The organism is Pseudomonadota bacterium, from assembly GCA_027624955.1.
Lineage (GTDB): Bacteria > Pseudomonadota > Alphaproteobacteria > UBA828 > UBA828 > PTKB01.
Map to the genome: position 1 here is coordinate 64,509 of JAQBTG010000011.1, position 22,577 is coordinate 87,085.

Annotated in this window: 19 protein-coding genes and 2 pseudogenes; 10 read left to right on the forward strand and 11 right to left on the reverse strand. The window is 57.9% G+C overall.

Annotation, left to right across the window (positions count from 1 at the left end; translation table 11 throughout):
* Positions 1 to 19: 19 nt before the first annotated feature.
* From glyS to O3A94_06285, 5 genes are all read right to left on the reverse strand, one after another.
* Complete coding sequence (gene glyS / locus O3A94_06265) at positions 20 to 2,080, reverse strand: glycine--tRNA ligase subunit beta (protein ID MDA1355860.1); 2,061 nt, start codon at positions 2,078 to 2,080, stop codon at positions 20 to 22.
* A 4-nt stretch (positions 2,081 to 2,084) separates the two neighbouring features.
* Positions 2,085 to 2,975: a glycine--tRNA ligase subunit alpha gene (locus O3A94_06270; GenBank protein ID MDA1355861.1), complete on the reverse strand. Its 891-nt coding sequence runs from the start codon at positions 2,973 to 2,975 to the stop codon at positions 2,085 to 2,087.
* A gap of 305 nt (positions 2,976 to 3,280) precedes the next feature.
* Positions 3,281 to 3,424 (reverse strand): hypothetical protein, encoded by a 144-nt coding sequence (locus tag O3A94_06275; protein MDA1355862.1) that lies wholly within the window; start codon positions 3,422 to 3,424, stop codon positions 3,281 to 3,283.
* Positions 3,425 to 3,668: 244 nt separating this feature from the next.
* Entirely contained in the window at positions 3,669 to 4,202 is a 534-nt protein-coding gene (locus O3A94_06280) for a YbhB/YbcL family Raf kinase inhibitor-like protein (GenBank protein MDA1355863.1), read from the reverse strand.
* Between the two features lie 201 nt (positions 4,203 to 4,403).
* The gene (locus tag O3A94_06285) at positions 4,404 to 4,769 is read right to left on the reverse strand and encodes an MmcQ/YjbR family DNA-binding protein (protein MDA1355864.1); all 366 of its coding nucleotides are present in this window, start codon (positions 4,767 to 4,769) and stop codon (positions 4,404 to 4,406) included.
* Positions 4,770 to 5,180: 411 nt separating this feature from the next.
* On the opposite strand from O3A94_06285, the gene O3A94_06290 reads away from it, so the two are divergent.
* The 7 genes from O3A94_06290 (at position 5,181) to O3A94_06320 (ending at position 14,494) form a co-directional block, all read left to right on the forward strand.
* Complete coding sequence (locus O3A94_06290) at positions 5,181 to 5,567, forward strand: hypothetical protein (GenBank protein MDA1355865.1); 387 nt, start codon at positions 5,181 to 5,183, stop codon at positions 5,565 to 5,567.
* 269 nt (positions 5,568 to 5,836) lie between these two features.
* Positions 5,837 to 7,618 (forward strand): NAD(P)/FAD-dependent oxidoreductase, encoded by a 1,782-nt coding sequence (locus tag O3A94_06295; GenBank protein ID MDA1355866.1) that lies wholly within the window; start codon positions 5,837 to 5,839, stop codon positions 7,616 to 7,618.
* Positions 7,619 to 7,767: 149 nt separating this feature from the next.
* Positions 7,768 to 8,103 carry a GYD domain-containing protein gene (locus tag O3A94_06300; protein ID MDA1355867.1) on the forward strand — a complete coding sequence of 112 codons (336 nt, stop codon included), beginning with the start codon at positions 7,768 to 7,770 and terminating at the stop codon, positions 8,101 to 8,103.
* Positions 8,104 to 8,130: 27 nt separating this feature from the next.
* Positions 8,131 to 9,966 (forward strand): hydantoinase B/oxoprolinase family protein, encoded by a 1,836-nt coding sequence (locus O3A94_06305; GenBank protein MDA1355868.1) that lies wholly within the window; start codon positions 8,131 to 8,133, stop codon positions 9,964 to 9,966.
* A gap of 38 nt (positions 9,967 to 10,004) precedes the next feature.
* Entirely contained in the window at positions 10,005 to 11,600 is a 1,596-nt protein-coding gene (locus O3A94_06310) for a gamma-glutamyltransferase (protein MDA1355869.1), read from the forward strand.
* A 37-nt stretch (positions 11,601 to 11,637) separates the two neighbouring features.
* Positions 11,638 to 12,468, forward strand: a complete 831-nt coding sequence (locus O3A94_06315) for an LLM class F420-dependent oxidoreductase (protein ID MDA1355870.1) — start codon at positions 11,638 to 11,640, stop codon at positions 12,466 to 12,468.
* A gap of 94 nt (positions 12,469 to 12,562) precedes the next feature.
* Positions 12,563 to 14,494 (forward strand): NAD(P)/FAD-dependent oxidoreductase, encoded by a 1,932-nt coding sequence (locus O3A94_06320; GenBank protein MDA1355871.1) that lies wholly within the window; start codon positions 12,563 to 12,565, stop codon positions 14,492 to 14,494.
* Positions 14,495 to 14,575: 81 nt separating this feature from the next.
* Here O3A94_06320 and O3A94_06325 read toward each other — a convergent pair whose 3' ends face one another.
* From O3A94_06325 to O3A94_06335, 3 genes are all read right to left on the reverse strand, one after another.
* Complete coding sequence (locus O3A94_06325; GenBank protein MDA1355872.1) at positions 14,576 to 15,397, reverse strand: phytanoyl-CoA dioxygenase family protein; 822 nt, start codon at positions 15,395 to 15,397, stop codon at positions 14,576 to 14,578.
* A 163-nt stretch (positions 15,398 to 15,560) separates the two neighbouring features.
* The gene (locus O3A94_06330; GenBank protein ID MDA1355873.1) at positions 15,561 to 16,025 is read right to left on the reverse strand and encodes a tetratricopeptide repeat protein; all 465 of its coding nucleotides are present in this window, start codon (positions 16,023 to 16,025) and stop codon (positions 15,561 to 15,563) included.
* Between the two features lie 42 nt (positions 16,026 to 16,067).
* Entirely contained in the window at positions 16,068 to 16,451 is a 384-nt protein-coding gene (locus tag O3A94_06335) for a GFA family protein (protein ID MDA1355874.1), read from the reverse strand.
* A gap of 385 nt (positions 16,452 to 16,836) precedes the next feature.
* Between O3A94_06335 and O3A94_06340 the strand changes: the two genes are divergently transcribed.
* A complete protein-coding gene (locus O3A94_06340) occupies positions 16,837 to 17,577 on the forward strand; it encodes a tetratricopeptide repeat protein (GenBank protein MDA1355875.1) in 741 nt (246 codons plus the stop codon).
* 389 nt (positions 17,578 to 17,966) lie between these two features.
* Here the strand turns inward: O3A94_06340 and O3A94_06345 are convergent.
* The 3 genes and pseudogenes from O3A94_06345 to O3A94_06355 form a co-directional block, all read right to left on the reverse strand.
* A pseudogene (locus O3A94_06345) lies at positions 17,967 to 18,588 on the reverse strand (GNAT family N-acetyltransferase).
* Positions 18,589 to 18,754: 166 nt separating this feature from the next.
* Positions 18,755 to 19,381, reverse strand: coding sequence for a peptide deformylase (locus O3A94_06350; GenBank protein MDA1355876.1), 627 nt, complete (start codon positions 19,379 to 19,381; stop codon positions 18,755 to 18,757).
* Entirely contained in the window at positions 19,314 to 19,775 is a 462-nt protein-coding gene (locus O3A94_06355) for a hypothetical protein (protein ID MDA1355877.1), read from the reverse strand. The genes O3A94_06350 and O3A94_06355 overlap by 68 nt, the downstream gene beginning before the upstream one ends.
* A 239-nt stretch (positions 19,776 to 20,014) precedes the next feature.
* Here O3A94_06355 and O3A94_06360 point away from each other — a divergent pair, with 239 nt between their 5' ends.
* The gene (locus O3A94_06360; GenBank protein MDA1355878.1) at positions 20,015 to 21,019 is read left to right on the forward strand and encodes an isopenicillin N synthase family oxygenase; all 1,005 of its coding nucleotides are present in this window, start codon (positions 20,015 to 20,017) and stop codon (positions 21,017 to 21,019) included.
* A 320-nt stretch (positions 21,020 to 21,339) separates the two neighbouring features.
* Positions 21,340 to 22,501 (forward strand): annotated as a pseudogene (locus O3A94_06365) (IS30 family transposase).
* The last annotated feature ends 76 nt before the right edge of the window (positions 22,502 to 22,577 follow it).

The window sequence follows — 22,577 nt, forward strand, 5'->3', positions numbered from 1 at the left end:
AAGAGTGTCACAGGGGAAACTAGCCTTCGATCTTGGAAAAATCGGCGACGAGATCAAGAGTATCTCGAATATTCGACAACAGTTTTAGTCGATTTTCTCGCAATGCCGGGTCATCAGCGTTGACCGTAACCTCATCGAAAAAAGAATCTACTGGCACCCTTAGCGCAGTGTTTGCCGCCATTGCCCCCACGAAATTCTCTGTCGCGATGGACGCCTTTGTTTCGCGCACGGTAATTTTTATCGTTGCAACAAGCTCTTGTTCCTCACGAGCAACCAATCGGGACTCGTCCACTTCGCCGGAATAGGAGGCGCCGTCCTTTTTTTCCTCAATGCGGAGTATGTTGGCGGCGCGCTTGTACGCCGTAAGCAGATGCCCGCCGTCTTCGCTGCTGAGAAAAATACCCAGCGCAGTGACGCGCGCCATCAGGCGCACCAGATCATCCTCGCCGCCAAGGGCAAACACCGCGCTCACCAGGTCATGCCGCACACCTTGTTCGCGGAGATGCACCTTGAGGCGATCGGCGAAGAAGTCGAGCAAGGCTTGCGCCGTATCTTCTGATTCCGTGGTCGCTTTCCCCCCCGCCGCCACATTGAACACGGCGCGCAACGGCAGGCGCAGCCCGTTCTCCAGGATCAGCCGGATTATGCCGAGCGCGGCGCGGCGCAGTGCATAGGGATCGCGCGAGCCGGTTGGCTTTTCGTCGATGGTGAAGAATCCAACCAGCGTATCGATCTTATCGGCGAGCGCCACGGCGACGCTATCCGGCGCGCTCGGGCAGGTGTCGCCCGGCCCTTGTGGCGCGTAATGCTCGGCGATGGCCGTAGCCACTTCCGGCGCCTCGCCGTCGGCGAGCGCGTAATAACGCCCCATCACGCCCTGCAAATCCGGGAATTCACCGACCATATCAGTGCTCAAATCGGCCTTGCACAAGCGCGCCGCCGAGCGCACCCGGTCGCGCTCGGCGCCGGGAATATACTGACAAAGCTCGACCGCCAGGGCCTGGACGCGGTCGACCTTCTCATCGAGCGTGCCGAGCTTGGCGTGAAAGACAATATGTTTCAGCGCTGGCGTGCGGCTGGAGAGCGTCTGCTTGCGGTCCTGATCCCAAAAGAATTTAGCGTCGGCGAGGCGGGCGCGCAGCACGCGCTCATTGCCGGCGATAATTGCCGCACCGTCATCCGCCGTCGCCATATTGGCGACCATGATGAAAGACGGCGCGAGGTTGCCGTCCTTATCTTCGAGGCTAAAATATTTCTGGTGTTTGCGCATCGCCGAACTCAACACCTCGCCCGGCACGTCCATAAACTCGGCGTCGATACGGCCCAAAAGCGGCACCGGCCATTCGACCAGGCCGGCATTTTCCGCCACCAGCGCTTCGTCCGGCCTGACGGCAATCCCTTCCGCCGTCGCCAGGCGGGCCGCGCCGTCGCGGATCACCTGTTGGCGCTCCGTCGGATCGAGCATCACGAAAGCAGCGCGCAAGCCGTCGCGGTATTCAGCAAAATTCCCAACCGTCATGTCGCCGCCGGCCAGCACCCGATGGCCGCGCGTTGCGGCGCCGGCTTGGGTATCCTGAAAGCTTGCCGGCACCACGGCGCCGTCCAGCAGGCATAGCAAGGAATGGATCGGGCGCACCCAGCGCGCGCGGCCTGAACCCCAGCGCATCGATTTGGGCCAGGGCAGTTTTTCCAGCGCGGCCGGAACCAGGTTGGTCAGCACTTCCGCCGTCGGGCGGCCGTGTTCCTGGCTCACCGCGAACCACACCATGCCCTTCGGCGTTTCACGCTGTTCGCATTGATCGAGGGTGACGCCGGCGGATTTAAGAAAACCCTGAATCGCCTGTTCGGGCGCGCCTACCTTGGGGCCTTTGCGCTCGACCGAAATATCGGGCTGCACCGCCGGCAGGCCGTCAACCACCACAGTCAGGCGGCGCGGCGTGACGAAACTGTGCGCGCCGGTATAGTCGAGGCGCGCTTCCTTCAGCCCCTCATACAGCAGGCGCTGGAGATCGGCGGCGGCCTTGGCTTGCATGCGCGCCGGGATTTCCTCCGACATAAGCTCAAGCAGCAGCTCGGCCATTGCCTTAAGCTCCACTCTCTTCGCTTGTCAGCCAGGCTTCGCAGCAGGCCTTCGACATGGCGCGCACGCGCCCGATATAGGCGGCGCGCTCGGTCACACTGATGACGCCGCGTGCGTCCAACAGATTAAACAAATGGCTCGATTTCATGCACTGGTCATAGGCCGGCAGTGGCAGCGCCGGCGCGCAGTCTAGCAGCGCCACACATTCCTTCTCGGCGTCGGCAAAATGGCGCAGCAGGATTTCAGTATCGGCATATTCGAAATTGAAGGCAGAGAATTCGCGCTCGGCCTGTTTGAACACATCGCCGTAGGTAACTTTGGCGTCGCCTTCGGCGCCGTTCCAATCGAGGTCATAGACATTGTCGACGCCCTGCACATACATCGCGAGGCGCTCCAGCCCATAGGTCAGCTCGGCCGACACCGGATCGCAATCGACGCCGCCGACCTGCTGAAAATAGGTGAATTGCGTGACTTCCATGCCGTCGCACCAGACTTCCCAGCCCAACCCCCAGGCGCCCAGCGTCGGGCTCTCCCAATCATCCTCGACAAAGCGGATATCGTGGGCGCGCGCATCGATGCCGAGGCGCGCCAGGCTTTCAAGGTAGAGCGCCTGGACGTCGGCCGGCGACGGCTTCAGGATCACCTGAAACTGGTAATAATGCTGGAGGCGGTTGGGGTTTTCGCCGTAGCGCCCATCGGTCGGGCGGCGCGACGGCTGCACATAGGCAGCACGCCATGGCTTCGGCCCGAGGCTGCGCAGCGTCGTCGCCGGATGAAAAGTGCCGGCGCCAACTTCCAGATCATAGGGTTGCAAAATGACGCAGCCCTGCTCCGCCCAGAAGCGCTGTAGCTCCAAGATTAGCGACTGAAAAGATGATTGCCCGTTCGCACCCATGAGGTTTTCTATCACCTAGCCGCTTCCTTGGCGGCGGTCAACGTTCGAACGGCGCGCGGCTGCCCGGCTTATACCTCACAGGTGTGGGAATCGAGCGAAGTCGCGTATGCCTGGCATTTGGGGCATTGCACCATATCTTTGGCGCGGAGCCTGAACCGCTTCTTTCGCGGCGCTTGTTCTGCTTGTTCTGCTTGCGCTTGGCGTCTTCGATTGACACGTCCGGCGGCCTTGAAGCCATACCAGACGACCGCGATAAGCGCGATCAGGATAAGAAGTTTGGGTAGACTAAAACCGAACATTGCTGGTCAGTGGCGATCCTCAATATTATCCTGATCGTCGGCTTCGTTAAGTTTCGCCGCTTTGGCTTTCATTCTGCCCGCCGCCTTGAAGCCGTACCAAACAACAGCAATCACAGCGACCAGGATAATGAGCTTCAATGGACTAAACATATATTCCTCCACGTGTCGGTAGCTCAGGGGAGCGGCGCAAACTCATCTATCCGATTGATGGTTAACGCCGATTCCATTTTCTTCGCTACCGGGTTCAAACCGTAATTTGGGGCTTGCAGCGCTCCGGGTCAAGCCTTGTCGGAAGTTTCGTAGCAGTGGATCAGGCACAAGATCGGTTGTCGCCTGCCGCAAATGCCGGGCAGAACCCATATCCACCGTCGCCGGCCGTCATAGCTCGGTAAAATCAGGGAAAGGCCGCCTCGATCAGCGCGCTGCCGACAATTTGATCGCCATATTCGGATTCGAGCATCTCGATGGTCAGCGCTTCCGGCGCGTCATCACCATCGGTTTCGATCGGCGCGTCCAGCGCGAACACGCCAATCCGGTACATGTGCCGCCCGTCGGTTGGGCACATGCCGCCATATTCCGCATCTTCATCGTCATTCTCCAACACCACGCCGGGCGGGGTTTCGTCGCCCTCGATTTCAGTGTGATCGGCCGGTATATTAACAACGTTCCAATGCACCCAGGTTTTACCGTCGAGTGCCTTTGCATCCGGATCATCCATGATTATGGCAAAATGCGTCGTGCCGGGCGGGACGTCCGAAATACTGATCTGCGGGCTTTCGTCATCGCCGTCATGATCTTCGCAAGCACTGTCGCTGTCCAAAACGCCATTGCTGACGGCGTCAGAGGAGATCTCCAAGGCAAACGCCGTATGCGGCGCCAACAACGCCGCCGCGATTAATCCAGCCAGCCAAATTTTCGCATGTTTCATCAGTTTTCCCTGTGCCCAGCATAGGCCAAGTGCCTAGCATATCTGATCAAAGACTGATTTTGGGCAGGAAATGGACGATTCCCGGCGACCGTCGAAAACCAAATCGCCTAAACCGGCAAAAGCGAACGACTTCGTCTGTGGTCGACTCGACTCGGATCTTTCCGATGCATTGATATCGATAGAGAGGCCTTATCCAAAATCCTATGCCTGATTAAGCCCCAACGTCTTTTGCAGTTTTTTTGTCAGGCCCAGGGATACTATGCGATGGGACGTTTGCAAATATGATCTTAGATCGTCGTCCGAAAGACCCGGCGCCTTAAAATGTTGTATCCACTTCATGCCTCTAGAAGCAAAATACGGAGCAGGGCGGAGCCCCGGCATTTCCCCTAGCATTTCGTATGCGATCTCAGAGACCTTAAACGTGATGCCGGGATACTTGCCTTTGTTCCAGCCACCGATCGCGAACACCTTGCCGCCAACTTTCCAGACGTGAGAGCCGCCCCACTGCATGACGTAAGTCGTTGACGCTAGCGATCGGCAGAATTCATTGAATTCATCATGTGTCATCAAAAAAATAACCTACAAGAATGTCTAGGACACTGACGAACCTATGCTCAGTGCCTGATGCAGAAGTGTATTAATTGTCATAGGAATGGCAGAAGAATTAGAGGCGGTAAATACGCGATGGCGCCTAATTCGGGTAGCCAGGCCGTATCGGGCAGTGGCGAGGTGTTCGAGAGTTCCGAGTGATAAGGGCGGCACGGGGCTAGCTTAGCCGATGGTTGGGGGCCCTGGTGAATTGGGGGGCGTTCTCTCTCCCAAGGGCCCGGAACGCAGCCCGCTGACGGCGTCCAGCGATGCCAGAGACACTATCAGAAAGTGGTACATAGAACGGGGTTTTGCAGTGCGAAATTTCTGTTTACGCTTCGCAAGGCTATAATTGGCGCGATCCGCATCGTTAGAATTAGGAGAAGAATCATGAATAAACTTCGCAAAATTCTGGTTTTGAGCATGCTAGCCGCGGGGTTAGCCGCGCTGCAGGCATTGTTGCCGGCGACTGTACAAGCGGCCACGTCGCCGGAGGTGACTGTTCAAGCCGCCACGTCGCCGGAGGCAAACGTTCAAGCGGCCATTAGTGACGACGTTTCCACTTTCTCTTCTTCGTCGAGCACAGACTGCAACGACGCGCTCGGCCAACAGGCCTCCGGCGACTGGCGGGAAGCGGTCAAATACATTGATAAGACGGATGCCGACGATGCCCAGAGCTATGACCAGGCCTATAACCATCACAAGAAGCCCACGGTAGAGGACGACGATGACGACGACGACGACGACGATGAGGATGACGAAGAAGACGACGGCTAGTTTAGGGAAGACTTTTACCGCCACGCCTTGGCGCGCGCTAAACGCTCCTTACTTCGGATAGCCCGCAAACCTTGGCATCGGCGGTTTCCCCGTTTTGGGCTGTGCGACCCCTTGGCGCCATGCCTGCATTTGACTCAGAGACGGGGTACTTATCTTATTCGGCTTTCGGGCGGGGAATGGGCATTTTCCGGCGACCGTCGAAACCCAAATTGCCAAAATCGGCACACGAATCTTTTGGCCACCGCGCCGGCTCCTGGGCAAGATAGAGAATGCTCGATATCGCAGGTGATTCAATTTCGGAGATGACGGCGCGCTGGTTGGCGCAGTTCGAGCACGCGCTCTCGGCCAATGATTGGCCGGCCGTCAAAGCGCTCTTTCACCCGGAATGCCACTGGCGTGATGTGTTGGCGCTGAGCTGGGATATTCAAACGGTGAGCGGCGCTGAGCGGGTCGTGGCGGCGCTCGCTTCGCGCGCCGGCAGCGCCCAACTGACCGGCTTCAAGATCGACCCGTCGCGGACTCCGCCGCGTCAGGTCACGCGGGCCGGTAGCGATGCCATCGAGGCGATCTTTGCTTTCGAGACCGCCGATGGCCGCGGCGAGGGCGTCTTGCGTCTCATCCCGGACGATGATGACGGCGGTAAATTCAAGGCCTGGACGCTGCTGACCGCGCTCCGCCACCTCCGCGGATTCGAGGAACGCGTCGGAACAGCGCGGCCCCGGGGCGAAGCCTATTCGCGCGATTTCCACGGGCCCAACTGGCTCGATCTTAGAAAGTCAGCCGCCGCCTATGATGCCAGAGATCCCACCGTGTTGGTGGTGGGCGGCGGGCAGGCCGGGCTTTCCATCGCCGCGCGCTTGACCCAACTCGGCGTCGATACACTGGTTGTCGATCGCCACCCGCGCATCGGCGATAATTGGCGCACGCGCTATCACGCCCTCACGCTGCACAATCAGGTGCATGTCAACCATCTGCCCTACATGCCGTTTCCGCCGAATTGGCCGGTCTATATCCCCAAGGACAAGCTGGCCAACTGGTTTGAATCTTATGTGGAGAGCATGGAGCTGAATTTCTGGAGCGCGGTGGAGTTTCGTGGCGGCGCCTATGACGCCGCGGCGGAGCGCTGGACCGTTGAACTCCATCACAGCGATGGCACAGTTCGCGAGATACATCCCCGCCACATTGTTCTGAGCACGGGCGTCAGCGATATTCCCAACCTCCCGGATATCCCGACCCTGGCGGCATATCAGGGCACGCTGATCCACTCCAGCGCCTACGAGGATGGCGAGGCGTGGACGGGCCGCGATGCCCTGGTCATCGGCACCGGCAACAGCGGCCATGATATCGCGCAGGATCTCTATTCGAGCGGCGCCCGGGTGAGTTTGGTGCAGCGCAGCCCAACCCAGATCGTCAATGTCGAGCCCAGCGCGCAGCTTCCCTACGCGCTTTATGACGAAGGCCCGCCGCTAGAGGATTGCGACCTCATTGCCGCCTCGATGCCGCTCGCCGTGGCGCGGAAATCGCAGATTCTCATGACGACACGGGCGAAGGCGCTCGACAAGCCGCTGCTCGACCGCCTGACCCAAATCGGCTTCAAGCTCGATTACGGCGAAGACGGATCGGGATGGCAGTTCAAATATTTGAGCCGGGGCGGCGGCTATTATTTCAACGTCGGCTGCTCCGATCTGCTCGCCGACGGCAAGATCAAGCTCGTCCAATATTCGGATATCGCTGAATTCACCGCCGTAGGCGTAAAGATGAAATCAGGCGATGTGCGAGGCGCCGACCTCATTGTCCTCGCCACTGGGTATAAGGGACAGGAGCATCTGGTCCGCAGATTGTTCGGTGACGGCGTCGCCGATTCTGTCGGGACCATCTGGGGCTTTGGCGAAGCGCAGGAGCTGCGCAACATGTTCCAGCGCACCGGGCAGCCAGGCCTGTGGTTCCTGGCCGGCAGCTTTGCCCAATGCCGGATCTATTCCAAATACCTCTCCTTACAGATCAAGGCGTGCGAAGAGGGCCTGCTATCCCGGACCCGGCCAGCGTCTTGAGCACTCTTGAGCGCTCTCGGGCTTTGTCGTTTTTTGCATTGCTGAATTCAAATCAACCGGGATTCGGTCTAGGGTCGGGTCCGATCCAAGGCAAGCGCGCCCTGGAATAGTTGCCAAATGACGATCGTGAAACAATCCGAGGTGACACCATGCCGCAATATCTAGTGCGCTGCCGATACACGCCGGAGGCGTGGAAGGGATTGGTCGCCAACCCGGAAGATCGGACCGCGCTTGCCGAGAAAGTGTGCGAAAGCTTCGGCGGCAAACTCCATCATCTCTATTTTGCCTTCGGCGAGCATGATCTGATCGAGATCATCGAGGCACCGGACAACAAGACGATGATGGCGATCATGATGGCGTCTGCCGCGTCCGGCAGCCTCACCGATGTGACGACGACCGTTCTCATGACCGCCGCCGACGCCCGCGACGCGATGACCGTGGCCAACACCCAGGCCGGCGTCTATCGCCGCCCGGGCGCCGATTGAGCGGCGCGCGTTCACCGTGAGTGCAGCATGACAGCGCCCGCCGATCCGGCGCGGTTCCAAGCGCCCGAAAAGTCCACCGAGCCTGTGGATTCGATTGAGGATCCCGTTCTGACGGCGGTGCTGGCTAACCGCTTCGATGGCATCGTGCGCGAAATGTCGAACACCTTGTTGCGCGCGGCACGCTCGACCGTGATCGCCGCCGCCAAGGATTTTTCCTGTGCCATCCTCACTGCCGATGATCAGCTCATCACCGCGGCCGATGGCTTGCCGGTCCATGTCTTCGGCGCTTCGCTGCAAACCGGGTCGATGCGGGACCTGCATGACGATATCGCCGAGGGCGACGCGTTCTTGCACAACGATCCCTATCTCGGCAATTCGCATGCCGCCGATCACGCTTTGCTGGCACCCGTCTTCATCGATGGCGAGCATCTCTTTACGGTTTGCGCCAAGGCCCACCAGGCCGACATCGGCAATAGCGTGCCGACGACCTATCACGCCTTCGCCCGAGATATTTACGAAGAGGGCGCGCTGATCTTTCCCTGCGTCCGGGTGCAGCAAAATTATCAGACCAACGCCGATATCGTCCGCATGTGCCGCCGCCGCATTCGCGTGCCGGAGCAATGGTATGGCGATTTCCTGGCGCTCATCGGCGCGGTTCGCATTGGCGAGCGTCGCCTGAAGGCGCTGTGCACAAAGATCGGCACTGAAACGGTCACCCGTTTCGTTGGCCGCTGGATGGATTATTCAGAAGCGCGCATGGCGAGCGCCATCCGGGCGTTGCCATCGGCCAGCCTGGCCAGCGTAAGCACGCATGATCCGGTTGAGAATATCTTGCCCGACGGAATTCCGGTGAAAGCCAAATTAACCATCGATTCGGCGGCCGCGACGATCGAGGTTGACCTGCGCGACAATGTCGATTGCGTCGATTGCGGCCTCAATCAAACCGAGGCGACCTGCCTGGCAAACGTGTTCACCGCGGTCTTAAACTGCCTCGCCGATGATATTCCACATAACTCCGGCGCCTTCCGGCGCGTCCGCGTGCTGTTGCGTGATGATTGCGTCGTCGGCCGCCCGGCGTTTCCGCATAGCTGCTCGGCCTGCACCACCAACATTGCCGAGCGGCTCATTTATGCCGTTCAAGGCGCATTCGCCAAATTGGGTGAGGGCTACGGCCTGGCTGACGGCTCGTCCACAATGGGTGCCGCGATGGCCGTGATTTCTGGCCAAGATCCACGTCGTGGCGGCGACCCTTATGTCGGCCAACTTTTCCTCGGCCTCGGCGGCGGACCGGCCGGGCCGATGGCCGATGGCTGGCTGACTTATTGCATGCCGACTGCGGCGGGCATGATTCGCCTCGACAGTGTCGAACTTGATGAAGCGCGCTATCCGATGGAAATTCACTCGATCCGCGTTCTGCCCGCCACCTTAGGAGCGGGCCAACTATGCGGCGCGCCCGCAACTGAGGTGGTGTACGGCCCAACGACCTCACCGATGACCGCTGTTATTCCCTCGGACGGGCATTATTTTCCACCGCGCGGCGCGCATGGCGGCGCCGACGGGTATCCCGGCGCAACATTCAAACGCAGTGCCAATGGCAGCGAGGTAAAACTCGCAAACTTCGTGCAGGCCGAGATCGCACCGGGCGAAACCCTGCGCGGCATCGAAGGCGGCGGCGCCGGCTACGGCGACCCCCGTACCCGCGACCCGGCCCGTGTTCTTCGCGACGTATCAAGAGGTTGGGAAACTCAAGAAAGAGCGGCGGCAATCTACTCGGTCGTCATCACGGGCTCGCGCGATAAAGACACATTGGCGTTGGACGCCGAGGCTACAGATGACCTCCGCGCCCAAATAATGGGATCGTAGAATTAGGCAACCCGGATTTAAAAAGAATGGAGTGAGCCGTGACATCCAAGGCAATCCCGCCGCGCCCCGCGACTGAAGCTTGGCGCCTCACGAAACCGGTAATCGAGAGCGTCGGCGGGGTGATCGCCACCCAACATCGTCTCGCGTCCGAAGCCGGCGCAAAAATATTGGCCGACGGTGGCAACGCCATCGACGCCGCAATCGCCGCCAGCTTTGTCCTCGCGACGGTCGAGCCGTGGATGAGCGGCCTCGGCGGCGGCGGATATATGATGGTGCGGCGAAGCGGCGAAGCCGGCGCCCAGATGGTCGATTTCGGCATGGTCGCGCCGGCGGATCTGGACGTATCCGCCTATCCGCTGACCGGCGCCAGTGGCGGCGATATGTTCGGCTGGCCTGAAGTCCTGGAGGATCGCAACCTCAAGGGCTTTTTCTCGATTGCCTTGCCGACGCAGGTCGGCGGGCTGGGGCTGGCGCATGAGCGCTTCGGCACCAAAGCCTGGGCCGAGCTTCTCGCGCCGGCAATCGCCAGCGCCGAAGCCGAAATGGAAGCCGATTGGTACACCACCATCGCTATCGCCGCCGCCGCCGCCGATCTTGCTGAAAATCAAACCTCAGCCGCACTTTATATGCCCGGTGGCTTTCCAGCAGCCGGGCAATGGAGTTCGCCACCGCCGCGCATCCGGCTTGGCAATTTGGCGAACACTCTGCGTCGGCTCGCCGAAGTGGGCGCCGATGATTTTTACCGTGGCGAAACCGCTGAAAAGCTTGTCGCCGATTTGACCGCCGGCGGTTGCCCCCTCAGCCTTGGCGAATTTCGCGATTACCGCGCCCGGATTGTTGACGTCGCCGCCTATCCCTATCGGTCAGCGCAAGTTTTTGCCGCACTCGGTTTGACCGCTGGCCCCACCATGAAAGACGCTCTCGATGGTCTGCAAAGTCGGCCCATACCTGATGGCGCGCCGGGCGCTGACGCCTTCCACCGCTTGGCATCCAGCCTCGCAGCCGCAATCGCGGTGCGACTCGCCGGCGCCGGCGATGATGCCGCCACAGAGCCCGCCAGTTGCACCAGCCATGTTAGCGTGGTCGATAGCCAAGGGACCGCCGTCTCGCTGACCCAAACTCTGCTCTCGCCGTTCGGCTCGAAAGTTGTGCTTCCCGAGACCGGCATTTTGATGAACAACGGCATGATGTGGTTTGACCCGCGCCCCGGCAGGCCAAATTCAATCGGCCCCGGCAAGCGGCCGCTCTCCAACATGTGCCCGGCCATTGTCGAAACGGCGGACGGTCTCCGCGTGGCGTTGGGCGCGTCTGGCGGCCGGCGGATCATGCCCGCCGTGCTGCAACTGATCTCATTTCTGGTGGATCACGGAATGTCCATCGACGATGCCATTCATCAGCCGAGAATCGATGTTGGCGGCGCCACAGCCGTGGCTATAGACAGCCGCCTGTCCGATGCCGTGTATGCAGCGCTGGCCGCTGATTTTGACGTCTCTTGGGAAAACCATGGCGTCTACCCGGTGCTCTACGCTTGCCCCAATATGGCGGCGTGGGACAGCCGGCGGAAGCGCGGCATCGGCGCCGCCTTCGTCGCCTCGCCGCGCGCCGTCGTAGCAGGCCCGGGCGCCAACGGATAAGATCACCGGCAATTCACTCTTACAAGGATGACCAAACATGGATATCGGCGTATTCTTCTTTCCGACCCACTATTCGATTGAGCTCACGGAGCTTGCCACCGAGCTGGAACAGCGCGGTTTTGAATCGCTGCTCGCCTGCGAACACACCCATATCCCGGTCAGTCGCAAAACGCCCTTTCCAGGCGGCGGCGAGGTGCCGAAGCAGTATTATCATACCTATGACCAGTTCGTGGGCTTGAGCTTCGCCGCTGCCGTGACCAAGACGCTTAAAATCGGCACCGGCATCTGCCTGGTGCCGCAACATGACCCGTTCAATCTGGCGAAAGCCGTCTCCAGCCTGGATCGGCTTTCCGGCGGGCGGTTCATTCTCGGCATCGGCGGCGGCTGGAATGTCGATGAGATGGAGAACCACGGGGTCACATATAAAAACCGCTTCAAAGTGATGCGCGAAACCATCCTTGCGGCCAAGCAATTATGGACCCAGGAGAAAGGTGAATTTCACGGTGAGTTCGTGGATTTCGACCCGGCCTTTTCCTCGCCGAAGCCACTGCAAACACCGCATCCGCCGATCCTGCTCGGCGGCGAGACGGATCACACGCTGCGCCGCATCGTCGAATATTGTGACGGTTGGTTCCCGCGCGGGCCGGTCGATATGGTAGACGGCATGGCCCGCCTGCGCCGTATCGCCGATGAGGCAGGGCGCGATATGGCGACGCTCTCCACTACGGTCTTCAATGCCGAACCCGACGCTGCCGCACTTGAAGGTTATCGCGCCGCCGGCGTCAATCGCGTGCTTTTAAACATGCCAACGGAAGATCGCGACACCTGCCTCAAGACGCTCGACAGTTACATGCCGTTGCTCGGATAGGGCTAGGGATCGGGAGACCTGCTCACCGTAAATTTCCGCGAAGCGCAATTTCGGTTGCGCGCAATATTTTGCATAAGATGAGCGGAACAAGGCGATGAAATTTACCAACTCGGTCTCAAACTTCACTGCGGATGACGCGTCGCTTCAGCGCCATCTGGGTGGCGCCGATATTCCGACGTTGATCATCACCACCGCTTATTTAAGTCGGGATTACACGCTTCTCAAAGACGCATGGCGGCCCGAGGTTATTTTCGGAATCGCCGAAAGCGGCATGTCGGAAGAACTTGAAGCGGAAGTTCGCGAAACATGCTTCCAAGCGCTGAAATCGTTTCGTGACGGCGGCGGGGAACCACCCGGCCCGCCAACCTTCGATGAAATGTATCGCATTGCCATTTGGATGATGGGCGCCGAGATAGAGCCCTTCATTCCTCAAGTATATGAGGAAGCAGTTGTAAGCGAATTCGATCAGCGCGCGCCACGCTGGACCAAAGACCAACTCGCGCCCGACCGAGACCTATCGGTCGCGATTGTCGGCGCGGGAGAAAGCGGCATCTTGGCCGGTCTCCGCCTCAAGCAAGCGGGCATTCCCTTCGTGATATTCGAGAAGAACGATGAAGTCGGCGGAACCTGGTACGAGAACAATTATCCGGGCTGCCGGGTAGACTGTAACAGCTTCTTCTACAGCTACGCGCTCGCCCGCGGGCTGTGGCCGGATTATTACGGCAAGGCTGAAGACGTTCTCGACTATTTCAAGGAAGTCACCCGCCAGCACGGGCTCTACGAGCATATCCGCTTCAACACCGTGGTTACCGCGTGTCGTTGGAATGAAGCTGCCGGACAGTGGAACCTACAGACACGCTCCACGGCGGGCGAAGAGGAGTTCACAAGCGAAGTCTTGGTGAGCGCCGTCGGCCAGCTCAATCGGCCGAGCCTGCCGGACATTCCAGGGCGGGACGCCTTCCTCGGTCCGAGTTTTCATTCCGCGCAGTGGGACCATTCGGTCGACCTCAGCGGCAAGAGAGTCGGCGTTATCGGCACCGGCGCAAGCGCCCTTCAGTTCATTCCCGAAGTCGCGAAGGTCGCGGAGCATGTCACCGTCTTTGCGCGCACCGCGCCCTGGCTGCTGCCGACACCGCTCTTGCATGAAGCGGTGAGCGACAGCACACAATGGCTCCTAGAACATCTCCCGCTCTATTCCATGTGGTACCGCGTTACGCTGGCGTTGCCCGGCGCCAAGGGCATGCTCGACGGCGTGGTCGTCGACCCAGATTTTAAGCCAACGGAAAAATCCGTGTCGGCGCTCAACGACACGGTCCGCCACGTGGTCACAGATTGGATGGCGGCGCAGGCAGTTGATCGGCCTGACCTGCGTGACGGGATCATCCCGGACACGCCGATCGGCGCTAAACGGATCATTCGCGACAATGGCACCTGGATCGCCACGCTCAAGCGCGACAATGTGAATTTGGTGCGCAGCAAGGTTAAGGCAATCACGCCGAGCGGCATTGTTTGCGACGACAACAGCGAACACAGGTTTGACGCCATCCTCTACGGCACCGGCTTTCATGCGTCGCAATTCCTCATGCCCATGCAAGTGATCGGTCGCGGTGGGGCCGATCTGCACGCGGTTTGGGACGGTGACGATGCCCGCGCCTATCTCGGCATGACTGTGCCACGATTCCCAAATTTATTTATTCTATATGGCCCAAATACAAACCAAGTGGTGCATGGCGGCAGCGCCATCATGTGGTCGGAGTTCTCGGTCAAATATCTGCTTGATGCCCTGCGGCAAATCCTGAGCAGTGGCGCCAAGGCAATGGACGTCAAAGACGAAACTTACTGGAGCCACAGCCAGCGCATGGATGAAGCCAGCTTGCTACGCGCCTGGGGCTTCTCAAAAGTCAGCAGCTGGTACAAAAACAGTAAGGGCCGCGCAACCCAGAATTATCCGTTCAGCTCAGCGGAGTTGTGGCGGCGCACCCACGAAATATCGCTGGCCGACTTTGAATTGACCGGCAACGACTAGATCGCGGCCTAGAGTAAATCCCGAGCAGGTAGAATCACCTGCGACGACCTTGTCCGCGCCGGTTGTTAGCACCGGCGTGCTCTATTGCAACAGCGCCATCGGGCTGCCGACGTCGACGACGCCGATGCCGGCATGCGCCTTGTAACCCAACAACTCCTGCACTCGGACGGGCATGGTTTTGGCGGCTTCCATCGGCACCGTCAGAAACATATTTTCCTCTGTCCTCAGCCAGCCAACGACGAAACCGAGGAACATGCCGCGGCGGCGCACGTCCGCCGTTACGTTCGCGCCGCCACCGTGAAGCGTTCGACCGAGATAAAACAGCGCCGAACCCGCCGGCATCTCGGCTTGCAAAATTTCCGCCGGTTCCGGCTCGCGGTCAGGCTCCCAAAGATGGCTGCCGGGAACGACATGGGTTGCCCCGCTCGCCTTGGTGAAATCGCTCAGCGCGAACATTGCCTCGACCTGCAAGAGTGGCTTCACCTTCGGCATGAACGCCCACGCATCTTCGTCGCGGTGGATTAACTGCACCGTCTCGCCCGGGCGAATTTCGATCAGCTGCGCGGTGTTGAGCAGATAATCCTCGCAGCTCGGTTTGAGCAGGATGTCGGCGACCTCCTGCAGCAATGGCAATTGCATCACATCCAGGAACGCTGCAGATTTTGCTGGCAAGCCGTCAAAACGGACGGTCGACGCGCCATAAAAATCGGCGAAAAAATCATTCGTCGGATGGCGCAGGCCAACGCCAATATCGCTTGAGAAATGGTCGAGATCGGCATTCAGCGCAGCCAACATGCCTGGCTCTGTCGCCCCTTCCACCACCACAGCGCCGTCGCGGTTCAAAATATCGCAGATTGCTGCGGCGCTCGTCTCAGCGCTGGCTACGCGTGTCAGACCCGCCATACCCGCTTCCTTTCCTAACAAATATTAACAGCCCGATTGTCTACTCGGCGGGCGATCATGGTCAATCTCCGCCAGGTCCAAATCCCGCTTGGCTCACGCCCTGATATCACGCCGGCGCCTATGGAGCAGGTACCGAGATTACCGGCAATGCGTGGACCCGTGCCTAGTTGTGCTCTTTCCACCATAGCGACGACAGGTCGCGGGCTTTGGCTATGTCGCCGCGGGTCATCTTTGCTTTAACAACATCCAGACCTTTCGCCGCTTTCTCATGGCCCTGCGCCTTGGCCAGGGCCAACCACATATACGCCTGCACGTAATTCTCCGGCACACCCCGGCCGAGGAAGTAGCCGGAACCGAGGCCGAACTGGCCGCCCGCATGGCCTTGCGCGGCGGCCTCGCGATACCATCTGATCGCTTCGATGTCGTTCTTGGGCACGCCCTTGCCGTTGGCGTATATCACGCCGAGGTTATACTGCGCCTTGGCGTCACCCTGCTCGGCATGCGGAAACCACTGGCGGTAGGCCGTCGCGTAATCGCCCGCCGCATAGGCTGCCACGCCATCATCCCATTCGGCCCAGGCAGACCCCAGCGCTCCGGCGACAATGAGGGTGTCAGAGATACGTGCCATCTCGGCAGATCCCCTTTCGGACGATGACGCCCAACTTCCCGTTCAATTGCTCTCCTGTCGGGCCTTGATTGCGGCATCCCAATTTCGGCCGTCGAACAGCTTCACCTCGTAGGTTTCGGTTTCGAGATCGAAATCCTCGAGACAGCGAACGTTTATGAGATGCATATCGGGCATCGAGCGCGGACGGCCAAATGTGTGAATGCCGCAATTTTTACAAAATGAATGCGTCGCCTCATTGGTATTGAATTGATAGGCCGTGAGGTCATCTTCGCCTTGCAACAGGCGGAACTGATCCGGCGGCACATAGCAGAACAGGCCGCCTTTCTTCGCACAAATAGAACAGGTGCAGCGCGTGAGTTGCGACAAATCCACGTCGACCTCGAACTTGACTGCGCCGCAGTGGCACCCCCCGTGGTAGGCCTTCATCGTTTTCCCTCCCTAGTCATTCATTATGAGTTTGGCTGGCAGCCCGTATGAGAGTGGCTAGCCACCCGTTCGTTATCATACGCTCGGTCGGCCTTCAAAGTGGGAATGTCAGCGGCTGCGCTTTAAGCCGGCCGCGCAGGAATTGGCATGTAGGCCTGCTCCGGAACCAAGCTGTGTCAGAATCCCCGTCCGGAATTCATAGCGGTGAGGATACGTTGAAGCTAATGAGCGGGCGAAATATTCGCTCTCAGGCTCGCGGCGATGCACTGCGTCAGATATAGTGTTTTCTATGCCAAAATCCCTTTTGAGAGCATCGCGCTGGCTTGTCATTTGTATTTTCGCCGGGCTTGTCTTCCCCGCCACGGGGTGGGGCGACAAAGGCGATTTGACGAAAGCCATCAAGCAGTCGAAAGAATTGCAGTCCCAGGGGAGGTATGAGGAGGCGGTACCGTTTGCTGAACAAGCGTTACCGATCGCCAAGGGCATATTCGGCAGAACAGACGCTAAAACCGCCATCCTGCTCGACAATCTTGCGGTTTTGTACGGTTTACAAAATGAATATTCCGTGGCCGAAAATTATTATGAGCAGGCGCTTGCAATCCGCGAAGAAGCTTTGGGCTCGGTACATCCTGACGTGGCGGCGAGCTTCAATCGGCTGGCGGTATTCTACCATAATCAGAAACAATATTTTGCCGCCGAGTTCATCTACAAACGCGCCTTGAAAATCTACGTGGCGGCGCTCGGTGCAGATGATTTGGAGGCCGCCAAAATTCACAATAATTTAGGCATCCTCTACCAAGTACAGGGAGAATATGACGATGCTGATTTCCAGTTTCAGCGAACCCTGGCGATCAGAGAAAAGGCGCTTGGCCCGGGCCACGAACTGGTGGCAAATAGTTTTTTTAAATTGGCTCAGCTCTACTGGAAATCTGGCCAACCCAGGGCGGCAGATTTTCATTTCAAGCTGGCCGCGAAGACCTATGAACGGGCGCTCGGTAGAAGCCATCCAAGCACCATTGGGATGATCGAGGTTTATGCGTCGTTTTTAGACGATACCGGGCGCACCGACGAGGCCAAAAAATATCGCATCCGTGCCGAGAATTATCGCAATGCGAAAGGCGGGTGAAGGCGCCTTTGCATTTCGGTTCTGCGGTAATAGTTTCGGCCTTCCTTCCAAGATATCAATTTCTTAGATGCGGAAAGCGAAGCCAAGCTGCGCCATGACAAGCCGCAGCTTGTCGCAGTTACCGAAATCCTGCATGGAATGGAGCGTGTGCATTTCATTCGTGTCCGTGGATTGGGCGCCATCAAGGCGGCTTTGCAGCAGTGACGCCTCATCCGATCATTCTTCACTGCGTGCCAATAGCGGTAACCGGAAGCCAAAACTACCAAACCCATTTTACCGAATATGATGTTCGTTATTGTGGGCCGAACGGACTCAGAAATAGAGCGACTCTGACGAGCGTTTCTGGCCCCAAGTAGACACGAGATTACGTATCGAAAAGGCTGTTCACCTCATACTTCGCAAACCATTGTAATTGCTTTTTGAAATCCGAGGATATGGCGCAGCGGACCAATGTTGCTGGTGCTTTCAAGGATGAAATCTTGGCGCTCATACAAGGCACGTGCGCGCGGGTTAGTATCAATCACATCCAATCTGAAATCTGACCTTAGAACATCCGCACACGCTTGCCTTTTCCTTGATGGCTGACAGCAGCGCCGACCCAACGCCTTGGCCACGTGCAGCTTCGCCCACGAAAATGCCGTCCATCAGCAGCGTTCCCGGATTTAATGGACGTTCCAGTATGGAAAGAACGAGGCTCCGCCAGAACCCTCCAATTGTTCCGTATGTGGTGCAAAGCTCTTTCAGTTCCCCACCAACGAACGCGCCGTTTTCGGTCTTGAAGCCTGCAACATCGATTAAGGTATCGTCGCTTGAAATTGCGCTAATTGCGTGGGCGGGATCAACAACAAGATTCAGAAATCTGAGAGCCTTTCTCTCCGGCTTCATAATCGGATGCAACTTGCCTTTGAACGCTTCCCAGAACAGCCGAATAGCTATGTCTCGTTGATCCGGCTGGAAGCCATCGACAATCGAAAAAGATTTTTCTTCTCCCACCCGATCTCCAATTCTCATTTAATGACACATGAGTAAGAGACGTCGAATTTTTAACGGCTGTTCTTGGCTAATCCCGGAAGAAAACCCATCCCGGAAATAATGCCCGCTATCGGCGAGGACGCGAAGCAAAATCACTTACGCGGAAAACAACCGCTTTGACATGCCGACTGTTACCCAGACGCGACTAGAGTTTTCCGTCGGTCTCCGGCAGCCACAAGTGGCGGCCCGTCCATGACGCCGCGAGTTTTTGGAACATGGGGTCTATGCTCTTGTCGCGGGCAACGTCTTCTGTCAAAGGGCCGGGCTCCGCGTTGAAGCTGAGCAGCGTTATATCGTCCATACGCATCGGATAGAGAATGCCATCAAGATGATCATATTCATGCTGCAGAATCATCGCGTGCCAGCCGTCCGCATCATACGCCACAGTGTCTCCCGCTAACGTCTGGAAGGAAATGTGCACCTTGGTATGGCGCGGCACCTTACCGTGGAGGCCCGGCAGCGAGAGACATCTCTCCCAGATCAAGCGCTTCTCACCACCGATCATCGTGAGTACGGGATTGATCATCACGGTCCAGGGAAGTGCCTTCATGCTGGAGCCTTCAGGAATCCGGTCGGCCTCAATCCGGTAGAGAATAACGCGCCGCGAATCATAGATCTGCGGCGCAGCGATGCCGCTGCCGACGATATCAACCAAAGTGTCACGCATATCCTCGACAAGGCGCGCGATCTCCGGGTCAGTTGGGTCAAGCACCTCTTCGGCCCTCATTCTCAATACCGGGTGTCCCATCTTCGCGATTTGCCGTATCGGCATGGCTTGATCCTTTCCTCTCATTGACAGCGCGGAATTTGTCGGCGACTAAAACCTCAATCGGGCGGCCGGCCAATTCCTCTCTACCATATCGGAAAGGGACTTCGGTTTGTTGGTTGATCAGCTTGATGGTGTCATTTTCATCGCAAATGATAATGGCGTCTTCAGCGCAAATAATAATGGCGGCCGGCACCCATTCGGAGATCGCGAAATGCCACCGCTGCCGCAGCATAATTTGTCCCGGCTTAATCCGGTTGTCTCCGGTCATGGCTGCGCCATCAAATGCTGCCGTAAATACGGCTTGCTCCTTGGTGCCTATGCGGTCTCGTGAGTTTACGCTGCAAGCAGTATCGACATCGCAACATCCCGAAATCTCACCTAAATCAGAGTTCTTCAACAGCCTCAGCTGGATTCGGCTGGTCTTTCCCTCCTATAACTGTGCCACGTAGTTCGCGATATTTTACGAAGATGTGGCGGTATTTGGATGGCAAGGAAGTGATGTTCCAAATGTCATTTAATGTTTTTTCGTTTTCATTATCTTCACCCACCTCGCAATGTTGGAGCAATCTTGGCGATGTTGTACATTTGCCGCATCGCCCATTCTGACCTATCGCGCGACAGCAGGGGTGTTTCGGAGTGAGTCTTGAAGTCATCGATATCTCGCCGCTTCGGAATGGCGGCGACGCCCAATCGGTTGCGCGCCAGATTGGCGAAGCCTGCCGCTCGATCGGCTTCTTCTATGTGACGGGTCATGGCGTGGACGAGCAGTTGATTGGCCGTGTGTATCGTCATGCAGCCGCCTTTCACGCATTGTCCCAAGCCGAGAAGCAGCGTTATCACATCGCGCTCTCCCGCAACCACCGAGGTTATGTTCCGCCGGGCGAAGAGGATTATGGCTCGGAGCCCAGCACTGGTTTGAAAGAGTCGTTTGATCTCGCGGCCGATTTGCCCGCCGATGATCCGGATTATCTGCAGGGATACCGATTCCTGGGGCCCAATGTGTGGCCCGACCTTCCGGGCTTCAAATCCGCGGTCGGCTCGTACTATGAAGCAATGATGGCGCTCGGGCGCGATTTGCTGCGCGGCTTCGCTCTCGCGCTCGATCTTGCGCCGGACTATTTCAACGACCGCATCGAAAAACCGACTTCCAACCTGCGGCTGCTGCACTACCCGGCGAGTCCCTCGAGTGATCTCGGCATCGGCTCTCACACCGATTCAGAGTGCTTCACGATGTTGCATCAGACGAAGCCGGGGCTGCAGGTGATGACGGTCAAGGATCTGTGGACGGATGTGCCGCCGGTGACTGGCGCGTTCGTCGTCAATGTGGGAGACACGTTGGAGACTTGGACGAACGGCCGCTTTCGCTCCGGCCCGCATCGTGTGATCAGCATCCGGGAGGAGCGCTTTTCCCTACCGCTATTTTTCGCGGCCGATTTCGATTCTTGGATTGAACCGCTGCCGCCGTTCGTTAGCGATAGCCACCCGCCCGCCTATGCGAGCTTTCGCTCAGGCGAACATATCCTGTCGGAATATGCGAAAGGTTTTCGCTACCTTCGTGCGCTGCACCGCGAGGGCCGTATTGCGCTTGCTACCGAGCCAGACGAAGCGAGTAAATTCACCCGCACGGCGCAATTGGATTGAGCCGCATAAAACCCTGTTTCCCGAGTGAATACAGGCTTAGGTCGTAATCCAAATCTGGCTGAAACAGTATAATCACATCCGCCCGCATCAGGCTCTAAACATGTGTCCACCAGTGCCAGAGATTCTATCGGCAAGTGGGACATAGAAAAATGGCGGTGCTTTAAAGGCTGTTTATCCGCCCCTTGATTTGCGTCTGGAGCTGGATGAATTCTGTTGCAAAACTCGATTTTACGCGTCTTTGCGATGTCCGGCTTTTAGGGTGGTCTCAACTGATCGACGCAACACTTTAATCTTTGATGTAGAAAAGATGGAGTGTTGGAATGAGTTACAGGCGTCGGATTTATTTCACGAGTAAGCAGAAGTCAGAGATATGGGACCGTTGGCAACGTGGCGAGTCCATGAGTTCTATCGGGCGTTTGTTTGATTGAGATTCATCTTCGATTTACCCGCTATTGTCGCGCACAGGGGGCATACGTCCAGCAGAGCGAAGGCGATCACAGTTGGCGCTAACGCTTGTAGAACGCGAGGTCATCTCACGTGGTATAGCTGGCTGCCAATCCATTCGGACAATTGCCCGGGAACTTAGCCGTCCAGCATCAACGATCAGTCGTGAGGTTGAACGCAATGGCGGTTGTGGCCAATACCGCGCTATTGCGGCTGACGATCAGGCCTGGGATCGAGCCTTGCGCCCCAAGCTGTGCAAGCTTGCATTTAACAAACATTTGCAGCGTGTGATCTCAAACAAGCTCACAATACACTGGTCACCGGAGCAGATTGCTGGTTGGCTGAAGCGAGAGTATCCAGACGAAGAGCATAATCAGATGTCACACGAGACGATCTATCGAAGCTTATTCGTTCAAGCCCGCGGTGTGCTTAAGAAGGAGCTTCAGCAGCACCTCAGGTCCAAGCGCACAATCCGCCGCTCCGTACACGCGACGCAGAAAGGCAGTGAGCATGGACAAATCAAGGACATGATCTCGATTCGTGATCGTCCGGCCTCAGTTGAAGATCGAGCAGTGCCAGGCCATTGGGAAGGTGATTTAATCTCAGGAACTGAGAATAGCCATATCGCGACCTTGGTGGAGCGTCATACACGGTATGTAATGTTGGTAAAGGGTCGCCAACAAAGAAACCCAGACGGTTGTCTCCGCGCTCATTAAGCAGGCCAGGAAGCTACCAACTGAGCTGTACAAATCGCTGACCTGGGATCGCGGTAAGGAACTCGCGGCTCATCAACAGTTTACGCTGGCAACCGACATTGATGTTTACTTCTGTGATCCACAAAGTCCATGGCAACGTGGATCAAATGAGAATACAAATGGATTGCTTCGGCAATACTTTCCCAAGGGAACGGACCTTTCGGTGCACTCTCAGGCCGAACTAAACAAGCTGGCGCGACAACTCAACGAACGGCCCCGCAAAACATTGGAGTTTGAAACGCCAGCTGAGAGATTTAATGCATGTGTTGCGTTGACCGGTTGAGGTGGCAAGTAATAGCGGACGTTTCCAGTCCCGCTTTTGGCTGATGCCAATGCGGGGTTTTCTTTTTCGATTTGTT